This window comes from Modestobacter sp. VKM Ac-2986 (genome assembly GCF_026967795.1).
Lineage (GTDB): Bacteria > Actinomycetota > Actinomycetes > Mycobacteriales > Geodermatophilaceae > Modestobacter.
In genome coordinates, this window is sequence record NZ_JAPVBH010000005.1 from 256,652 (window position 1) to 273,175 (window position 16,524).

15 protein-coding genes, 1 tRNA gene and 1 riboswitch are annotated in these 16,524 nt (G+C 75.5%); of the genes, 11 read left to right on the forward strand and 5 right to left on the reverse strand.

Translation table 11 applies throughout. From position 1 onward, the window contains the following. Positions 1–27: 27 nt before the first annotated feature. The gene (locus O2W14_RS14675) at positions 28–894 is read right to left on the reverse strand and encodes an NAD(P)-dependent oxidoreductase (protein WP_269176846.1); all 867 of its coding nucleotides are present in this window, start codon (positions 892–894) and stop codon (positions 28–30) included. Positions 895–973: 79 nt separating this feature from the next. Here O2W14_RS14675 and O2W14_RS14680 point away from each other — a divergent pair. The 4 genes from O2W14_RS14680 to O2W14_RS14695 all read left to right on the forward strand — a co-directional run bounded on the left by O2W14_RS14680 (position 974) and on the right by O2W14_RS14695 (position 3,175). Continuing rightward, a tRNA-Thr gene (locus tag O2W14_RS14680) sits at positions 974–1,048 on the forward strand. A 54-nt stretch (positions 1,049–1,102) separates the two neighbouring features. Next, positions 1,103–2,071 carry a Gfo/Idh/MocA family protein gene (locus O2W14_RS14685; RefSeq protein ID WP_269176847.1) on the forward strand — a complete coding sequence of 323 codons (969 nt, stop codon included), beginning with the start codon at positions 1,103–1,105 and terminating at the stop codon, positions 2,069–2,071. Continuing rightward, on the forward strand, positions 2,068–2,874 hold the full coding sequence (locus O2W14_RS14690) for an LLM class flavin-dependent oxidoreductase (protein WP_269176848.1): 807 nt from the start codon (positions 2,068–2,070) through the stop codon (positions 2,872–2,874). The genes O2W14_RS14685 and O2W14_RS14690 overlap by 4 nt, the downstream gene beginning before the upstream one ends. 85 nt (positions 2,875–2,959) lie before the next feature. After that, positions 2,960–3,175 carry a dodecin gene (locus O2W14_RS14695; protein ID WP_269176849.1) on the forward strand — a complete coding sequence of 72 codons (216 nt, stop codon included), beginning with the start codon at positions 2,960–2,962 and terminating at the stop codon, positions 3,173–3,175. Positions 3,176–3,250: 75 nt separating this feature from the next. On the opposite strand, the gene O2W14_RS14700 is transcribed toward O2W14_RS14695, so the two are convergent. The 3 genes from O2W14_RS14700 to O2W14_RS14710 form a co-directional block, all read right to left on the reverse strand. Beyond that, entirely contained in the window at positions 3,251–3,661 is a 411-nt protein-coding gene (locus tag O2W14_RS14700) for a Rieske (2Fe-2S) protein (protein WP_269176850.1), read from the reverse strand. Between the two features lie 94 nt (positions 3,662–3,755). Further along, complete coding sequence (locus O2W14_RS14705; protein WP_269176851.1) at positions 3,756–4,154, reverse strand: DUF5313 family protein; 399 nt, start codon at positions 4,152–4,154, stop codon at positions 3,756–3,758. Between the two features lie 44 nt (positions 4,155–4,198). Next, positions 4,199–5,854 (reverse strand): Na+/H+ antiporter, encoded by a 1,656-nt coding sequence (locus O2W14_RS14710; protein ID WP_269176852.1) that lies wholly within the window; start codon positions 5,852–5,854, stop codon positions 4,199–4,201. A 140-nt stretch (positions 5,855–5,994) separates the two neighbouring features. Between O2W14_RS14710 and O2W14_RS14715 the strand changes: the two genes are divergently transcribed. The 6 genes from O2W14_RS14715 (at position 5,995) to O2W14_RS14740 (ending at position 13,994) form a co-directional block, all read left to right on the forward strand. Beyond that, complete coding sequence (locus tag O2W14_RS14715; protein ID WP_269176853.1) at positions 5,995–6,996, forward strand: SDR family oxidoreductase; 1,002 nt, start codon at positions 5,995–5,997, stop codon at positions 6,994–6,996. A 37-nt stretch (positions 6,997–7,033) separates the two neighbouring features. Then, the gene (rarD, locus tag O2W14_RS14720; RefSeq protein ID WP_269176854.1) at positions 7,034–7,948 is read left to right on the forward strand and encodes an EamA family transporter RarD; all 915 of its coding nucleotides are present in this window, start codon (positions 7,034–7,036) and stop codon (positions 7,946–7,948) included. 115 nt (positions 7,949–8,063) lie between these two features. Continuing rightward, positions 8,064–8,435, forward strand: coding sequence for a DUF3263 domain-containing protein (locus tag O2W14_RS14725; protein ID WP_331253597.1), 372 nt, complete (start codon positions 8,064–8,066; stop codon positions 8,433–8,435). Positions 8,436–8,596: 161 nt separating this feature from the next. Further along, positions 8,597–10,159, forward strand: coding sequence for a LytR C-terminal domain-containing protein (locus O2W14_RS14730; protein ID WP_269176855.1), 1,563 nt, complete (start codon positions 8,597–8,599; stop codon positions 10,157–10,159). A 53-nt stretch (positions 10,160–10,212) separates the two neighbouring features. Continuing rightward, complete coding sequence (locus O2W14_RS14735; protein ID WP_269176856.1) at positions 10,213–13,068, forward strand: alpha/beta fold hydrolase; 2,856 nt, start codon at positions 10,213–10,215, stop codon at positions 13,066–13,068. A 53-nt stretch (positions 13,069–13,121) separates the two neighbouring features. After that, positions 13,122–13,994 (forward strand): ABC transporter permease, encoded by an 873-nt coding sequence (locus O2W14_RS14740; RefSeq protein ID WP_269176857.1) that lies wholly within the window; start codon positions 13,122–13,124, stop codon positions 13,992–13,994. A 103-nt stretch (positions 13,995–14,097) separates the two neighbouring features. Here O2W14_RS14740 and O2W14_RS14745 read toward each other — a convergent pair whose 3' ends face one another. Further along, on the reverse strand, positions 14,098–14,919 hold the full coding sequence (locus O2W14_RS14745) for an HAD family hydrolase (RefSeq protein WP_269176858.1): 822 nt from the start codon (positions 14,917–14,919) through the stop codon (positions 14,098–14,100). Positions 14,920–14,978: 59 nt separating this feature from the next. After that, positions 14,979–15,104: riboswitch (SAM riboswitch) on the forward strand. A 12-nt stretch (positions 15,105–15,116) separates the two neighbouring features. Here O2W14_RS14745 and thrC point away from each other — a divergent pair. Then, positions 15,117–16,418, forward strand: coding sequence for a threonine synthase (thrC, locus tag O2W14_RS14750; RefSeq protein ID WP_269176859.1), 1,302 nt, complete (start codon positions 15,117–15,119; stop codon positions 16,416–16,418). The last annotated feature ends 106 nt before the right edge of the window (positions 16,419–16,524 follow it).

Genomic DNA, 16,524 nt, shown 5'->3' on the forward strand with positions numbered 1-16,524 from the left:
GGTCACCGCGACCGGGCAGCCGAGCGGTCAGTCCCGCAGCTCGAGGCCGACGATCAGCGCGCTGAGGTCGACGGCGCCCGGGTCGGGCAGCCGGTCGACCGCCAGCTGCATCGTCTCCACCGCGGCGGCGTCGAACCGGTCGGAGACGCCGGCGGCCCGGAGAGCGGCCTGGATCAGCACGGCGTCCTTGGTGGCCCCGGTCAGCCCGAAGCTCACCGGGTGCTCGCCGGCGATCATGTTGGCGCCCTTCATCCGCGCGTAGGGGGTGTCCATCGGGCCGCCGTCCACGGCGTCGAGGAACAACTGCGGGTCGACCCCGAGCCCGCGGGCCAGCGCGATCGACTGGGCCGTGCCCACGCTGATCGAGATGAGCCAGGCGTTGCAGGCCATCTTCAGCCGGCTCCCCGCCCCGGCCTCCCCGGCCCAGATCGTCTTGCGCCCCATCGCGTCCAGCAGCGGGGCCAGCGCCGCGCGCTGCTCCTCGGGACCGGAGGCCAGCATCACCAGCTGCCCCTGCTCGGCGGGGGCCTTGGTGCCCAGCACGGGACAGTCCACGAGCACCAGGTCCAGCTCGCGGGCGACCTCGGCCACCTGCTCGATGCCCTCCACCCCGACGGTGGAGGCCTGCAGCCACACCGTGCCGGCCGGGACGTCGGCCTGCCGGACCACCTCGATCGCCGAGTCGGCGTCGAAGAGCATGGTGAGGACGACGTCGGCGCCGGCCACCGCCTCGGCCGCCGTGCCGAACGCCTCCGCGCCGGTGTCGGTCAGCGCCGCGGCCTTGCTGCCGTCGCGGTTCCACATCCGCACCGGGATGCCCGCGCGCCGCAGCGAACGGACCATCCCGGCGCCCATCGTCCCCGTGCCGAGGACCGCCACCGTCGAGTTGCTCATGCCCTGATCCTCACCCGGGCACCGTGCACCCGGCAGCCCGGGTGCCGGGCGGCCGGTAACCTGCTGCCCAGTCCGGCCCGCCCCATTAGCTCAGTGGTAGAGCACCCGCCTTGTAAGCGGAAGGTCGTCCGTTCAATCCGGACATGGGGCTCCACCCGCGGGACCGCGCAGGGCACGATGCTCCCGTGCAGATCCCGGCAGCCCGCTGATGTCCACGTCCCCGACCCGCTGGGGCGTGCTCGGCACCGCCGGCATCGCCCGCTCCCGCTTCCTCCCCGCGCTGGCCGAGGCCGGTGGCGAGGCGGTGGTCGTCGGCGGCCGGGACGGCGTCCGCGCGGCCGACTTCGCCGCGGCGCACGGCGTAGCCCGCGGGGTCGCCGGCTACGAGGCGGTGCTCGCCGACCCGGCCGTGCAGGCGGTCTACGTGCCGCTGCCCAACACGCTGCACGCCGAGTGGGCGGTGGCGGCGCTGGAGGCCGGCAAGGCGGTGCTGTGCGAGAAGCCGCTGTGCGTCGACGCCGACCAGGCCCGGCGGGTGCTGGCGGTGGCCGAGCGCGCGGCGCTGCCGCTGTGGGAGGCGTTCGTCTTCCCGTTCACCGACCAGCACCGGCGACTGACCGAGCTGCTGGCCGAGGGGGCGGTCGGCGAGCTGCGGGAGGTCTCCGGCGCCTTCCACTTCCTGCTCCGCCGCACCGAGGACATCCGGCTGTCCGCGGCCGTGGCCGGCGGTGCGCTGGCCGACGTCGGCTGTTACCCGCTGCGGCTGGCCGCCGAGCTGTTCGGGGGCCCGGCGCTGGCCGCCGCCGCGTCCCAGGTGCGCGGCGCCGAGGTGGAGACCGAGCTCGCCGCCCTGGTCGACTACGCCGGGGACCGGCGGCTGCTGCTGTCCTGCGGCTTCCGGCGCAGCGCGGACACCACGACGGTGCTCAGCGGCACGGAGGGCACCATCCGCCTGGAGGACCCCTACCACCCACGTCCGGACAGCACCCTCGAGCTGCGTCGTCCCGGGGCGGAGACCCTGGTCGAGCGGCCGACCCGGGACCAGCACTCCTTCACCGCCGCCCTCCGCCACGTCGGCGCCGTCCTGGCCGGCGAGGAGGAGCCGCGGCACACCGCACGGACGTCGTCCCTGGCGGTCGCGGAGGCCATGGACCTCGTGCGGACGGCGGCCCGGTGAGCCGGCGCGGGCTGTTCCTGGCGCCCTTCGACGTGCTGGCCGACCCGGTGCTGCTCGCCGACCTCGCGGTGGAGGCCGAGGAGGCCGGCTGGGACGGCGTGTTCCTGTGGGACCACCTGCTCTACGCCGAGCCGGTCACCGAGATCGCCGACCCGTGGACCTGCTGCGCCGCGATCGCCGTCCGCACGTCGCGGCTGCAGTTCGGCCCGATGGTGACGCCGCTGACCCGGCGGCGTCCGCAGGTGCTCGCCCGGCAGGCGGCCACGCTGGACCGGCTGTCCGGTGGGCGGCTGGTGCTCGGCTTCGGCCTCGGCGACGACGGCGGGGTGGGGGAGCTGTCCCGGTTCGGCGAGGAGCTCGACGCCCGGGTCCGGGCCACGCGGCTGGACGAGGGGCTGGGCCTGCTGCGCCGGCTGCTGGCCGGGGAGCAGGTCGACCACGACGGGGAGCACTTCACCGCCCGCGACGTCCGCTTCTCCCCGCCCGCGACCCGGCCCGGCGGCATCCCGTTCTGGATCGGCGGGCGCTGGCCCAACGCGGCCCCGCTGCGCCGGGCGGCCCGGCACGACGGCGCGTTCGTCATCTCGCTGTCCGGCCCCGGCGACCTGGCCGAGATCCGACGGACGGTGGGCGAGGCCCGCGGCGGCGACCTCACCGGCTTCGACGTCGTGGTGGAGCTGCCCGCGGACGCCGACCCCGCCCCCTGGGAGGCCGCCGGCGCGACGTGGGTGCTGACCCGGCTGGGGCCCTACCGGCTCGACCTCGCCGAGGTCCGCGAGGTGGTGCGCCGCGGCCCTCGCTGAGGGCGAGCGCGGGCGGCCCGCCGGTTGGTGTGCCAGGGTCGGGGGCAGGCGCCGCCCGCCGGGCGGCCACCCAGGAGGAGGACCGATGAGCGACCACGTGTACCGGCTGAGCGAGATCGTCGGCAGCTCCACCACCAGCGTCGACGACGCCATCCGCACCGCCGTGAAGAAGGCGTCGGAGACCGTCCGGCACATCGAGTGGTTCCAGACCAGCGAGATCCGCGGCCAGGTCGTCGACGGCGACGTCGCCCACTTCCAGGTCACCATGAAGATCGGCTTCCGCGTCGAGGACGCCGAGTAGTCGAAGGACCCCCGTCCCCCTCATGCCTCGCGAGCTCGGCACGAGCCTCTGGACGGGGGCCGGGGGCGGGGGCCCTCAGGCCAGCAGGACGTCGGCGCCGGAGACGGTGACCGCGAAGGGCGCCAGCGGCTCGACGGCCGGTCCCTGCAGCACCCCGCCGGTGGCCAGGTCGAACGCCGACCCGTGGCAGGGGCAGACCAGCGCGCCGTCCTCACCGGCCCGCACCGTGCAGCCCTGGTGCGGGCAGGTGGCGTCGTAGGCGACGACGGTGCCGGCGGTGGGCTGGGCGATCAGCACCCGCCGTCCGTCGACCGCCAGCTGGTACGCCCCACCGACCGGGACGTCGGCCAGAGCGGCGATCCGGCCACCGGACGCCACGCCGTCCACCTCCGGGACCGGGATGCCCGCGCAGGCGCCCAGCGCCAGCGCCCCCAGCCCGGCACTCCCGGCGGCGAGCAGTGTCCGGCGGGAGAGGCAGGGGTCCATGCCCCGATGGTCCCAGCTCAGGCCGTCAGTCACCGGCCCGCTCGCAGGGTCCCACTGCGAGCGTGCGAGCGGTGGGGGGCGAGGGGGTCCTTCGTCAGTCGAAGCTGCCGGCTCCGTTGGAGCGGTAGCGGGCGCCGCGCTCGAGGCGGTCGCGTTCGGCGCGCTCGTCCCGGCGGCGCGCCGTGGTGCCCGGCGGCCAGCCGGCCTTGACCGCGCGGTGCTCGGTGGTCTCGGTCATGTAGGCCAGGGAGAAGAGCAGGCCGATGGCCAGGCCGCCACCGGCCGCGGTGAGCCGGAAGCCGAAGGGCACCGGCGGCACCAGCAGGCACAGCAGCACGACCGGGGCGAGCTGGGCCAGCGCCCGCAGCAGGTGCCGCACGACCCAGCTCCGCCGGGTCGTGTCGTCGAGCACCCAGTCCGACAGTGCGGGGGGCAGCCCGCCGCCGTAGGCGTACCAGAGCCACTGGGCCGGGTTCGGTCGTCCAGCGTGCACACAGACAACGGTAGGCGTCCTGGCGGCGGACCGCCGTGGACCGGTCAGAGCCGGGTCGTCCAGCTGTGCGCGCTGGCCGCCTCCTCGTAGTCCAGCTCCTGGAGCACGCCGCGCACGACCTCGTCGTCGACGGTGCCGCGGTCACGCTCGGTCATCAGGGCGCGGCGCTGGGCCTGCACCACCTGCTGGCGCAGGTACCGGAAGCCCTCGGCCCGTTTGCGCCCCTTCGTCTGTTCCTCCTCCTCCTCGGCCCGGATCGTCTGCCGCATCGTGCGGGTGCGGGCCTGCAGCGGGCCGCGGATCCGCTCCACCCACTGGTCGGCGCGCTCGTCCCCGACCCGGGGCCGGGCCTCGGCGATCAGCTCCTCGGCGCGCTGCAGGGCCGCGGCGGTCGTGCGCTCCTGCAGGCGCAGCTCGCTCTCGGCGTCCTGCTGGTCCTGCTCGGGGTCGCGGACGCCCAGCCGCCGGATCAGCCGGGGCAGGGTCAGCCCCTGCAGCAGCAGGGTGCCGATGGTGACCGCGTAGGCGAGGAACTGGACGGCCTCCCGGTCGGCGAACGGTGCGCCGTTGACCTGCTCGGGCAGTGCCGCGGCGACCGCGAGGGTCACCACCCCGCGCATGCCGGTCCAGGAGATCACCGTCTGGTAGCTCCACGGTGGCCGGGTGGGGGAGGCCCAGCGCCCGCCGGGGACCGGCCGAGGCGTCCGGCGGACCAGCTCCAGCCCGAAGACGAACACCGCCCGGACGACGATGACGGTGGCCAGCACGACCGCGGCGGCGACCAGCAGCTGGCCGGTCGACCGCTCGGAGGCGGCCACCTCGTCGACGACCGCGCGCAGCTGCAGACCGATCAGGGCGAACACGACCGCCTGCAGCAGCAGGTCCAGCGAGGACCACAGCGGCATCTCCTGCAGTCGGGTGGCGTACCCGGCCTCGGGGCCGCGGTGTCCGAGGTAGAGCCCCGCGGCCACCACGGCCAGGACCCCGGAGCCGGACAGCTCCTCGGCCAGGAGGTAGGCCGCGAACGGCACGATCAGCCCGAGCACCGACTCGACCACCGGGTCCTCCAGGCGCATCCGCACGAGGTGCACGACCACGCCCAGCGCCAGGCCGAGCCCGACGCCCACGCCGACGGCCAGCCCGAACGTGCCCGCGGCCGACCCCCAGTCCAGGCCGAGCAGCCCGCCACCGGCGCCGAACACCGCGGCCAGCGCGACCTTGTAGAACGTCAGCGCCGCCGCGTCGTTGATCAGGCTCTCGCCGGACAGCACGGTCATCATCGGCCGGGGGAGCCCGAGCCGGCGGCCGACCGCGGCGGCCGAGACCGCGTCCGGCGGCGCGACGATCGCCCCGAGCACCAGCGCGACCGGCATCGGCAGGCCGGGGACGACGAGCCGGGCCAGCAGGGCGACGACGACGGCGGTCACCAGAACCAGGACGACGCCCAGCTGCACGATCGGGTGCAGCAGCGCCCGGAAGCCGGCGTAGCTGACGCCCAGCGCCGACGAGTAGAGCAGCGGGGGCAGGACCAGGGCCAGCAGCAGCTCGCCGTCGATGGCGAAGTCCGGCATCCCCGGGACGGCGCTGGCGGCCAGCCCCACGACCACCAGCAGCAGCGGGGCCTGCCAGCCCAGCCTCCGGGCCACCGCGGTCACCGCCACCGCGGCGAGCGCCAGCCCCAGCAGTTCCGCGCCGTGCATCTGCACCCCTCGGGCCGACCGTCCACCCCGCGGTCGCGGTGCAGCTGTGTGCTCCCCATGTTTGCTGCTCCCGGCCGATGGAGCAGAACGAGGGTGCGACCGGCCCACGGTGGGCCGTCGGCGGAAGAGGTGGATGTCCCGTGAGCGGTCAGGTCGTCGTCGTCACCGGAGCCAGTGGCGGGATCGGCCGGGCCACGGCCGTGGCCTTCGCCCGCCGGGGTGACAGGGTCGCCCTGCTGGCGCGCGGGGAGAAGGGCCTGGCGGCTGCCGCGGAGGAGGTCCGGGCGGTCGGGGGCACGGCGCTGGTGCTGCCGGTCGACGTCGCCGACGCCGCTGCGGTCGACGCCGCGGCCGACCGGGTGGAGGCCGAGCTCGGGCCGATCGACGTCTGGGTCAACGTCGCCTTCACCGCCGTCTTCGCGCCCTTCGCCGGCATCACCGCCGCGGAGTACGCGCGGGTCACCGAGGTCACCTACCTGGGCGTCGTGCACGGGACGATGTCCGCGCTGTCGCGGATGCGGCCGCGCGACCGCGGGGTGATCGTGCAGACCGGCTCGGCGCTGGGCCGCCGCGGCGTGCCGCTGCAGAGCGCCTACTGCGGGGCCAAGCACGCGGTGAAGGGGTTCACGGAGGCGCTGCACACCGAGCTGAAGAGCGAGGGCAGCAACGTGCACGTGACCCGGGTCGACCTGCCGGGGGTCAACACCCCGCAGTTCGACTGGGTGCTGAACAAGATGCCGAAGAAGCCGCAGCCGGTGGCACCGATCTACGCGCCGGAGCTGATGGCCGCAGCGCTGGTGCACGCCGCCGAGCACCCGACCCGGCGGGCCTGGTGGGTCGGCATCCCGACGGTCTACACGGTGCTGGGGAACGAGGTCTGGCCGCAGTTCATGGACTGGTACCTGGCCCGCACCGGCAAGGACGGCCAGCTCACCGGCGCCGACGCGAGCCCGGACGACCCGTCCAACCTGTGGGAGCCGGCCGACGGCCCCGACGGGCAGGACTTCGGCGCCGAGGGCAGGTTCAGCGACCAGCAGTGGACCCGCGACCCGCAGATCTGGGCCAGCCGGCACCACGGTGTGCTGGCCGCGGCCGGTGCGGCCGGCCTCGCCGGGCTGGCGGTGCTGCGCCGCCGCCGCTGACGGCACCGGCCCCGCCGGGCGCGCGTACGGTGCGCCGGTGGACGAACGACGCACCGGGGTCGTGGCGGGCCTGTCGGCCTACCTGCTGTGGGGCCTGTTCCCGCTCTACTTCCCGCTGCTGGAGCCGGCCGGCGGGCTGGAGATCGTCGCCCACCGGATCGTGTGGTCGCTGCTGTTCGTCGGCCTGCTGCTGACGGTGCGGCAGGGCTGGTCGCAGGTGCGCGCCGCCGTCGCCGACCGGCGCACCGGGCTGGTGCTCGCCGCGGCGTCGCTGCTGATCGTCGTCAACTGGACCGTCTACGTCTACGCGGTGAACGCCGGGCACGTGGTGGAGAGCTCGCTGGGCTACTTCATCCAGCCGCTGTTCAGCGTCCTGCTCGGGGTCGTGGTCTTCGGTGAGCGGCTGCGCCGGCTGCAGTGGGTGGCGGTCGCCCTGGCCGCGGTGGCCGTGGTGGTCCTCACCGTCGACCACGGGCACCCGCCGTGGATCGCGCTGGCTCTGGCCGGCTCCTTCGGTCTCTACGGCCTGATGAAGAAGCTGGTCCGGGTCGAGGCCGTACCGGGCCTGTTCGTGGAGACGGCGGTGGCCTTCCTGCCGGCGCTGGTGGTGATCGTCGTGCTGCAGGCCCGGGGCTCGGCCGCCTTCGCCCACGAGGGCACGGGCAACGCGCTGCTGATGGCCTTCGCCGGGGTGGCCACGGCCGTGCCGCTGCTGCTGTTCGCCGCCGCGGCCCGCCGCATCCCGCTGTCGACGGTCGGGCTCCTGCAGTACGTGAACCCGCTCATCCAGCTGGCCGTCGGGGTGTTCGTCTTCGACGAGCCGATGCCCCCGGCCCGGCTGGCCGGTTTCGCGATCGTCTGGCTGGCCCTGGCGGTGTTCACCGCCGACACCCTGCGTCAGGCCCGCAGCACCCGGCGTACCGCAGCGCAGGCGGTCCCGGCCGCGGTCTGACGCGCGCGCTCCGGTGCGCCCGGACCGGCGGCACGGCGACTACCGTCGTCGGTGCCGGCTTCCCCACGGCGTCGCCTCGTCGCGCCCCGGCACCCCCACCGACCGGAGGCACCCCATGAGCAGCGAACCCGCGCCGGGTGGCCCGTCGTCGGCCGCGCCCGACCCCGCGGCGACACCGACGACCGGTGCTGCTGTGACGGATGGGGCGGCAGGGGACGACACGCCAGGTGGTCTGTCGGCCCGCGATCGGGCCGTGCTGGCCTTCGAGCGGCAGTGGTGGCGGTTCGCCGGGGCCAAGGACACGGCCATCCGGGAGAGCTTCGGGATGTCCGCGACCCGCTACTACCAGGTGCTCAACGCCCTGATCGACCGTCCGGAGGCCCTGGTGGCCGACCCGCTGCTGGTCCGCCGGCTGCGCCGGATGCGGGCCGCCCGGCAGCGCCAGCGTTCCGGTCGGGTCCTGGGCAGCGACCGCGGACGCGACTAGCCTCTCTCACCGTGGGGAGGCATCTCGATCCGGTCGGTGACGGCAGAGTGTCGGGCGAGCCCGGGGGGCCGGACCGTCGGCGCCCCGACGACCGCCCGCAGACCGCCCCGGACGCCCTGCTGAACCCGCACCTGCGTGGTGCGGACGGCCGTGGCGCCGGGATGCCCCGCACCCCCGGCGAGGGCCTGTTGGGTGCCTCCCGCACCAGCCGCGCCGAGCGCCGCCGCGACGGTCAGCTGCCGCAGAGCGAGGACCCGCTGCTGCGCCGTCCGGCCGACCGGCCCACGGGCCCCCCGCCCGGTGGGGGCCGCCGTCGCTCCGACGCCGAGCCGCTGTCCGCAGGCCACGACGTGCGGTCCGCGGGTCGCGGCCCGCTGGCCGTCGGCCGCGACGCCGTGTCCGGTCGCGACCCGGTGCCCGGCGGGCACGACGGCATGCCCACCGGCCGCGCGGGCACGTCCGCCGGCTGGGACGGGACGTCCACCGGCCGCGAGGCCGGGCGCATGCCGGAGCCCCGCCCGTCCCTGCCGGTCTCCGGGCCGATGACCTCCGTCGCCTCCACCGTGCCGCCGCGGGCCTCTGCCCGTCCCACCCCGCCGCGGGTGTCCCCAGCCACGGGTCCGGCCGCCCGCCGGCCCGAGGCCGACCGTCCCGGGTCGACCGCGGTGCCCCAGCGCCCCGCCGGGGTGAGCGGCTGGCCCGCCGAGGCCGCGGCACCGGCGCCCGCGATCCCGGACGTGACCCAGCGCGTCACCGGCGCCGCCCCCGCCGGGTCGGCCTGGGACGCCATGGCCGCCGCAGCGGCGATGACCCCGCAGTCGGCACCGCCCCGTGCCCCGCAGACCCCGCCGCGCGCCGCGGGTGCCCGCCCGGCGCCGGCCGACGCCGTCCCGCCGTCCCGTCCGCTGCCCGGCCGCCCGACCGCCGACCGCCCCGGTGTCGACCGCCCCTCGGCCGGCCGGCTGGTCCGCGACCGTCGGGACGACGACGGGCCCGCCACGGACGAGACCGCGCTCGTCGCGACGGTCGACGAGACCATGGTCGCCTCCCGGCGCGCCGTCGACGTCCCCGTCGGTGGCCGCGCGGCCGCCCGGCTGGAGCGGCAGGCCGCCGAGGCCGCCGCACGCAAGAGCGCCGGCCGGCGCACCGCCCCGCCCGCCACCCCGGCCGGCAGCCGCGGTCCCGGCCGCGAGGACGACGTCGACACCCCGGGCGCCCCGCGCCGGGCCGTGCAGGGCGTGCTCGGCGTGGTCGTCATCGCCCTGGTCGTGCTCGGCGTCTGGTCGTTCACCTCCCCGCAGACCTCGGAGATCGCCGCCCAGACGACGGTGCCCTCCGCACCCGCCTCGGCCGCCCCGCTGCCGCCGCCGGCCCTGCCGTCGCTGGCGCCGGTGACCTCCGAGGTCCCGCCGCCGCCCGCGCCGGTCAAGGCCCCGATCACGGTGCTCAACAGCACGAACGTCACCGGCCTGGCCGGCCGGATCGGCGACGCGTTCACCGCCGGCGGCTGGGAGGTGCTCGGCACCGGCGCCTACCCCGGCGACGACGTCGCCGCCACGACCGTCTTCTACACCGAGGGCGACGCCGAGCAGGAGCAGGCCGCGCTGCAGCTGGTCGAGCAGTTCGGGGCCGACGTCACCGGGCCGGTCGCGCGGTTCTTCGACGTCCCGGAGGTGGCCGACCCGGGCATCGTCGTCGTCGCCACCGGGAACTGGCGGCCCTGAACCGTCGGCCCGCCCGCCGGAACGTCGGCGGGGTGTCGTGCGTTGCCGGGAGCGTGCGCACCGCTCCCGGGCCGGCGCGGATCGGTCCGCGCCCCGGCGCCCGGCCGGTGCCGTCCGCCCTGCTCGCCCTCCTGCTCCTGCTCCCGGTCCTGACCGCCGTCCTCGTCGGCACCGCGCCCCCTGCGCGTGCCGCGGAGGACGTGACCACCACCGACGCCCGGGTCCCCTCGGGCTCAGGGGCCGACGCCGTGGAGCTGGACACCACGCTCTACCTGCCCGCCTCGGCGAGCGCCGGCTCGCCCGCCCCGGCGGTGCTGCTGGCCCACGGCTTCGGGGGCAGCAAGGCCTCCGTCGACGCCGACGCCCGTGACCTCGCCGGCCGCGGCTACGTCGTCCTGGCCTGGTCGGCCCGCGGGTTCGGGGCCAGCACCGGGCAGATCGGGCTCGACGACCCGCGCTACGAGGTCGCCGACGTCAGCACGCTGCTGGACCTGCTCGCCGCACGTGACGACGTCGTCCTCGACGGCCCCGGCGACCCGCGGGCCGGGGTCGCCGGCGGGTCCTACGGCGGGGCGCTGTCGCTGCTGGCCGCCGCCTACGACGACCGCGTCGACGCGATCGCCCCGCAGATCACCTGGAACTCCCTGACCAGCGCGTTCTTCCCCGACCAGGCCGCCGAGGTCGCCGGCGCCGGCACCCCGGCGGCCACCCCGGGCACCGACGCCGCCGGGGTGTTCAAGCGGCTGTGGGCCGGGCTGTTCTTCGGGGTCGGCTCGGTGCCCACCGGCGACGGCCTGCTCGGCGGGCTCGGTGGGGGCGGTGCAGCCGCCGTCCCCGACCTGTCCGGTGTCGACCCGCAGCTGCTCACCTGCGGCCGGTTCCGGCCCGACGTGTGCGCCGCGTACCAGTCGGCCGCGGCCACCGGCACGCTCACCCCGGAGATCGCCGCCGTCCTCGACCGCAGCAGCCCGGCCGGTGTGCTCGACCGGATCACCGCGCCGACCCTGCTGGTCCAGGGCACCCAGGACTCGCTGTTCGGCCTCGGCCAGGCCGACGCCAACGCCCGCGGGATCGCCGCCAACGGCACCGACGTGCGGGTGGTCTGGTACGCCGGCGGCCACGACAGCCCGGCCTCGGGCGGGGTCGCCGCCGACCTGCGCGACGAGGTCGCCGGCTGGTTCGACCGGTACCTGCGCGACTCCGGCACCGGCACCGGCGGCGGGTTCAGCTACCCGGCTCCCACCGGCCTGGGCTCGGGCATCGGGCAGGTGCAGGGCGGCTCGCAGACCGTCTCCGCCCCGGCCTACCCCGGCCTGGACGGCGGCGACCCGGTGCAGCGCCGGGACGTGGCGGTCACCGGGTCCACCCAGCCCGTGGTCACCCCCGCCGGCGGCAGTCCCGCCGCGCTGACGATCGTGCCGGGCCTGGGCTCGGTCAGCTCCGTCCTGGGCGGCACCACGCTGGAGATCCCCGGCCAGTACGCCGCCTTCGACAGCGCGCCGCTGACCACCGCCGTCGACGTGGTCGGCGCGTCCACCGTGCGCCTGGCCGTCTCCGCGCCCGGGGGTACCGCGACGATGTTCGCCAAGCTCTACGACGTCGGCCCCGACGGCTCGACCACGCTGCCCGGCGGGCTGGTCGCACCGCTCGCGCTCACCGGCCTCTCGGCGGACCCGACCGCGCCCACCGAGGTGGCCGTCACCCTGCCGGCGGTCGTGCACCGGTTCGAGGTGGGCCACTCGATGCGGGTCCTGGTCTCCAGCACCGACCAGGCGTTCTCCCTCCCCGTACAGCCCGCGGTCGCCTCCGTCGCGCTGGCCGACGGGACGACGCTGTCGGTGCCGGAGGTCCCCGGTCAGGTCCAGGCCACCGCCGGCGCCACCCGCTGGTGGGTGCTGCTCGGCGTCCTGGTCCTCCTGGGCCTGCTGGGCTGGCTGGCCGCCATCGGGATCGGACGTCGCCGGGCCCGGCGGGTGTCGGTCGTCGAGCCGGACGGCGAGGACGTGCCGTTGCGCTTCGAGAACGTGACCAAGGCCTACAAGGACGGGTTCGTCGCCGTGCGCGACCTGTCCTTCGAGGTGCGCCGCGGTCAGGTGCTCGGCCTGCTCGGCCCCAACGGCGCGGGCAAGACGACCTCGCTGCGGATGCTGATGGGCCTCATCCGGCCCACCGAGGGACGGATCTCGATCTTCGGCCACGCCGCCGGCCCGGGGGCGCCGGTGCTGTCCCGGCTGGGCTCCTTCGTCGAGGGCACCGGCCTGCAGCCGCACCTGTCCGGGCGGGACAACCTCACGCTCTACTGGGCCGCCACCGGCCGTCCGCTGGCCGACGCGCACATGGAGGAGGCGATCGAGATCGCCGGGCTGGGCACCGCGCTGGACAAGCGCGTGCGCAGCTACAGCCAGGGCATGCGGCAGCGGGTGGCCATCGCCCAGGCGATGCTCGGCCTGCCCGACCTGCTGGTGCTCGACGAGCCGACCAACGGGCTGGACCCGCCGCAGATCCACGCCATGCGCGAGGTGCTGCAGGACTACGCCCGCACCGGGCGCACGGTCATCGTCTCCAGCCACCTGCTCAGCGAGATCGAGCAGACCTGCAGCCACGTCGTCGTCATGGCCAAGGGGCAGAAGATCGTGCAGGGCACCGTCGAGGAGATCATCGGCGCCGGCGGCTCGGTGCTCGTCGGGCTGGCCGACCCGGCGGACACCGACCGGGCGGTCGCGCTGCTGGGCGGGCTGCCCGGCGCCGGCGCCGTGGAGCGGACGTCGGAGGGCCTGGTCGTCGACCTCGGCCCGACCGGCCGCGCCGCCGCCCTGACCGCGCTGGTCGAGGCGGGCATCGCCGTCGACCAGCTCACCCCGCGCCGCCGGCTCGAGGACGCGTTCCTGTCACTGGTGGGGGAGTCATGAGCAACGGTTCGTCTCGGGCAGACGTGACCACGTCCGCCCCCGGGAGGGCGAATGTGGCCACTTCCGCCCTGCCGCAGGCCTCCGGGGCGGCGGCCGGGTTCCGGCCCGAGCGCACCCTGCGGCTGGGCGTGGAGCTGCGGCGTCAGTTCAAGCGGCGCCGCACGCTCGGGGTGTTCGCGCTGATGGCGGCGCTGCCGCTGATCCTGATCGGCGCGCTGGCCCTGGGCGGGGCCGAGGAGGCCGAGGAGAACGCCCGGGTCAACCTGGTCGACGTCGCCACCGCCAGCGGCCTGAACCTCACGCTGTTCACCCTCTTCGCCACCAGCGGGTTCTTCCTGGTCGTGGTGTTCGCGCTGTTCTTCGGCGACACCGTGGCCAGCGAGGCGTCCTGGGGGTCGCTGCGCTACGCGCTGGCCACCCCGGTGCCCCGCGCCCGGCTGCTCCGGCAGAAGTGGCTGGCCGCGCTGGTCATGTCCGTCGGCGCGATGCTCACGCTGGTCCTGGTGGCGCTGGTCGCCGGGGGGATCGCCTACGGCTTCGACGCCGTCCAGACCCCGGTCGGCGTTGCGCTGGACCAGGGCACCGGGCTGGTGCGGCTGGCCGGCATGGTCGGCTACCTCGTCGTCCACCTGCTCATCGTCGGCACGCTGGCGTTCTGGATCTCCACGCTCACCGACGCCCCGCTGGCCGCGGTCGGTGGCGCGGTGTTCACCACGGTGGTGTTCGCGGTGCTCGAGGCGGTGGAGCAGCTCGGCGGCATCCGCGACTGGTTCCCCACCGCGTTCGGGTTCGCCTGGACCGACCTGCTGCAGACCCCCGTCGACTCCGGCGACCTGTTCCGCGGCGTCGTCCAGGGGCTGGTGTGGTCCGCGGTGTTCACCGCGCTGGCCTTCCGCCACTTCGCCCGCAAGGACGTCACCAGCTGAGCCCAGACGGTGATCAGGTCACCTGATCACCGTCTGGCCCACCTCAGCAGCGTTGGTGAGGTGGGCCAGACTCTGATCAGGTGACCTGATCCAACTCGGGGGGTCAGAGGCTGGCGCGGACGGCCTGGGCCCAGCCCTCACCCATGGGGGACTCGGTCACCGAGACGTTGCCCAGGACGGCGATGCGCTCGGCCATCCCGGGCACCGCGGCCCCGTTGGCGGTGATGAAGAGCCGGCCCACGGCGGCGGCCATCTCCAGGTCGCTGACGCTGTCGCCCACCGCGACGGCGTCGGCCGGGGTCAGCCCACGGCGGGCGAGGTCCCAGTGGATCGCCTCGCCCTTGCTGATCCCGCGCGGCATCAGGTGGTAGACGTGCGGCGGCAGGCCCTCGGCGGCCAGCGTCATGTCCGGGGTGACCGGCACCGCGCCGTTGTCGTTCATGGTCAGCCAGCCCCAGCCGCGCTCGGCCAGCCAGGCGTCGACGGCGACGGTGTCGACGTTGCCGCGCAGCATGGCGTCGGCGGAGTGGGTGGCGTGCCAGGGGGCGTGCCACTCCAGCCGGCCCGGGTGGGCGGCCATCAGCTGCTCGACCACGCCGAGCTCCTCCAGCACGTGCACCGGCTCGCGGCCGGCGTAGCGCTCGGGCAGCTCACCGGTCAGCAGCTCACTGGCCAGGCCGCCGTCCCAGGTGACCAGCGAGCCCAGCTCGGCGATCGCGCCGTCGGCGGCGAAGACCCGGGCGGTCTCCATCAGCTGGGTGGCGGTGCGGCCGCTGACCAGCACGAGCGCGACGCCGGCCCGGTGCAGCTCGAGCAGCGCGTCGGCCGGGACGGACGTCGGCTCGCCCCCGGCCGTCGTCCAGAAGGACCCGTGCGGGCCCACCATCGTGCCGTCGAGGTCGGTGTAGACGATGCGCGTGGCCACCGGCCCATCCTGTCGGTCGCGGCTCCCGGCACCCGGCCCGGGTAGAGTCACCCCCGTTCCACTCATCCAGAGGGGCAGAGGGACACGGCCCGATGAAGCCCCGGCAACCGCCGTCGCACTCCCGCGACGGAAGGTGCCAATTCCGTCTCGCGCGGCTCGACGGCCCGGCGCGGGGAAGATGAGGAGGTAGTCGTCGCATGACCATGACCGCTCCCGGCTCCGCCCAGGCAGACGTCACCGAGGGTGGGCCGGTCCCGCCGAACCCCGCCCGTGGGCTCGTCTGTCGCAACTGCGGTGCCACCTTCGGACTGATCGCCGAGCACGCCTGCGCCGAGTGCTTCGGCCCGCTCGAGGTCGACTACGACAAGGACCTCATGCGGGCGGTGACCCGCCAGCAGATCGAGGCCGGTCCGCACAACATCTGGCGCTACGTCGCGCTGCTGCCCGTCGGTCACGACCCAGCCGACCGGGTCACCCTCGACCCGGGCATGACGCCGCTGGTCAAGGCCGACCGGCTCGCCGCCGAGCTCGGCCTCACCGGCGGGCTGTGGGTCAAGGACGACTCGGCCAACCCCACCCACTCCTTCAAGGACCGGGTGGTCAGCCTGGCCGCGACCGCGGCGAAGAACTTCGGCTACGCCAAGATCGCCTGCGCCTCCACCGGGAACCTGGCCAACTCCGTGGCCGCGCACGCCGCCCGGATGGGGCTGCCCTCGTTCGTCTTCGTGCCCAGCGACCTGGAGCCGGGCAAGATCACCCAGTCCGCGGTCTACGGGCAGGCGCTGGTCGCCGTCGACGGCAACTACGACGACGTCAACCGGCTCACCAGCGAGCTCGCCGAGACCGACGAGTTCGAGGACACCGCCTTCGTCAACCAGAACGTCCGGCCGTACTACGCCGAGGGCTCCAAGACGATGGGCTACGAGATCGCCGAGCAGCTGGGCTGGCGCATCCCGGCCCAGGTGGTCATCCCGATGGCGTCGGGCTCGCTGCTGACCAAGGTCGACAAGGCCTGGCGCGAGCTGGTGGCCGCCGGCATCGTCGAGGACACCGGCTGGACGATCTTCGGTGCCCAGTCGGCCGGCTGCGACCCGATCGCGACCGCCTTCGACAACGGCTGGGACGTCGTCAAGCCGGTCAAGCCCACCGGCATCGCCAAGTCGCTGAACATCGGCAACCCCGCCGACGGCCCCTACGCCCTGGACGCCATCCGGCGCACCGGCGGCTCGGTCGGCCGGGTCGGTGACGAGGAGATCGTGCAGGGCATCCGCGACCTGGCCCGCACCACCGGCGTCTTCGCCGAGACCGCCGGCGGGGTCACCGTCGCGGTGCTGCGCCAGCTGGTGGACAAGGGCCTGCTCGACCCGGCCCAGGAGGTCGTCGTCCTCAACACCGGCGAGGGCCTCAAGACCCTCGACCCGCTGTTGCCGGTGGTCGGCCCGACCCACCACGTGCAGCCGTCGCTGAAGTCGCTGCGCGAGGCCGGCCTCATCGCTTGATCGCGGGCCCCCGCGAGGGGGCCGGGGGCGCGGTTCCTCCGGACGGGGGAACCGCGCTCCGGCACGGTGACCTGGGACACCTGCTGCTGTACCGTTCCGCGCGGTC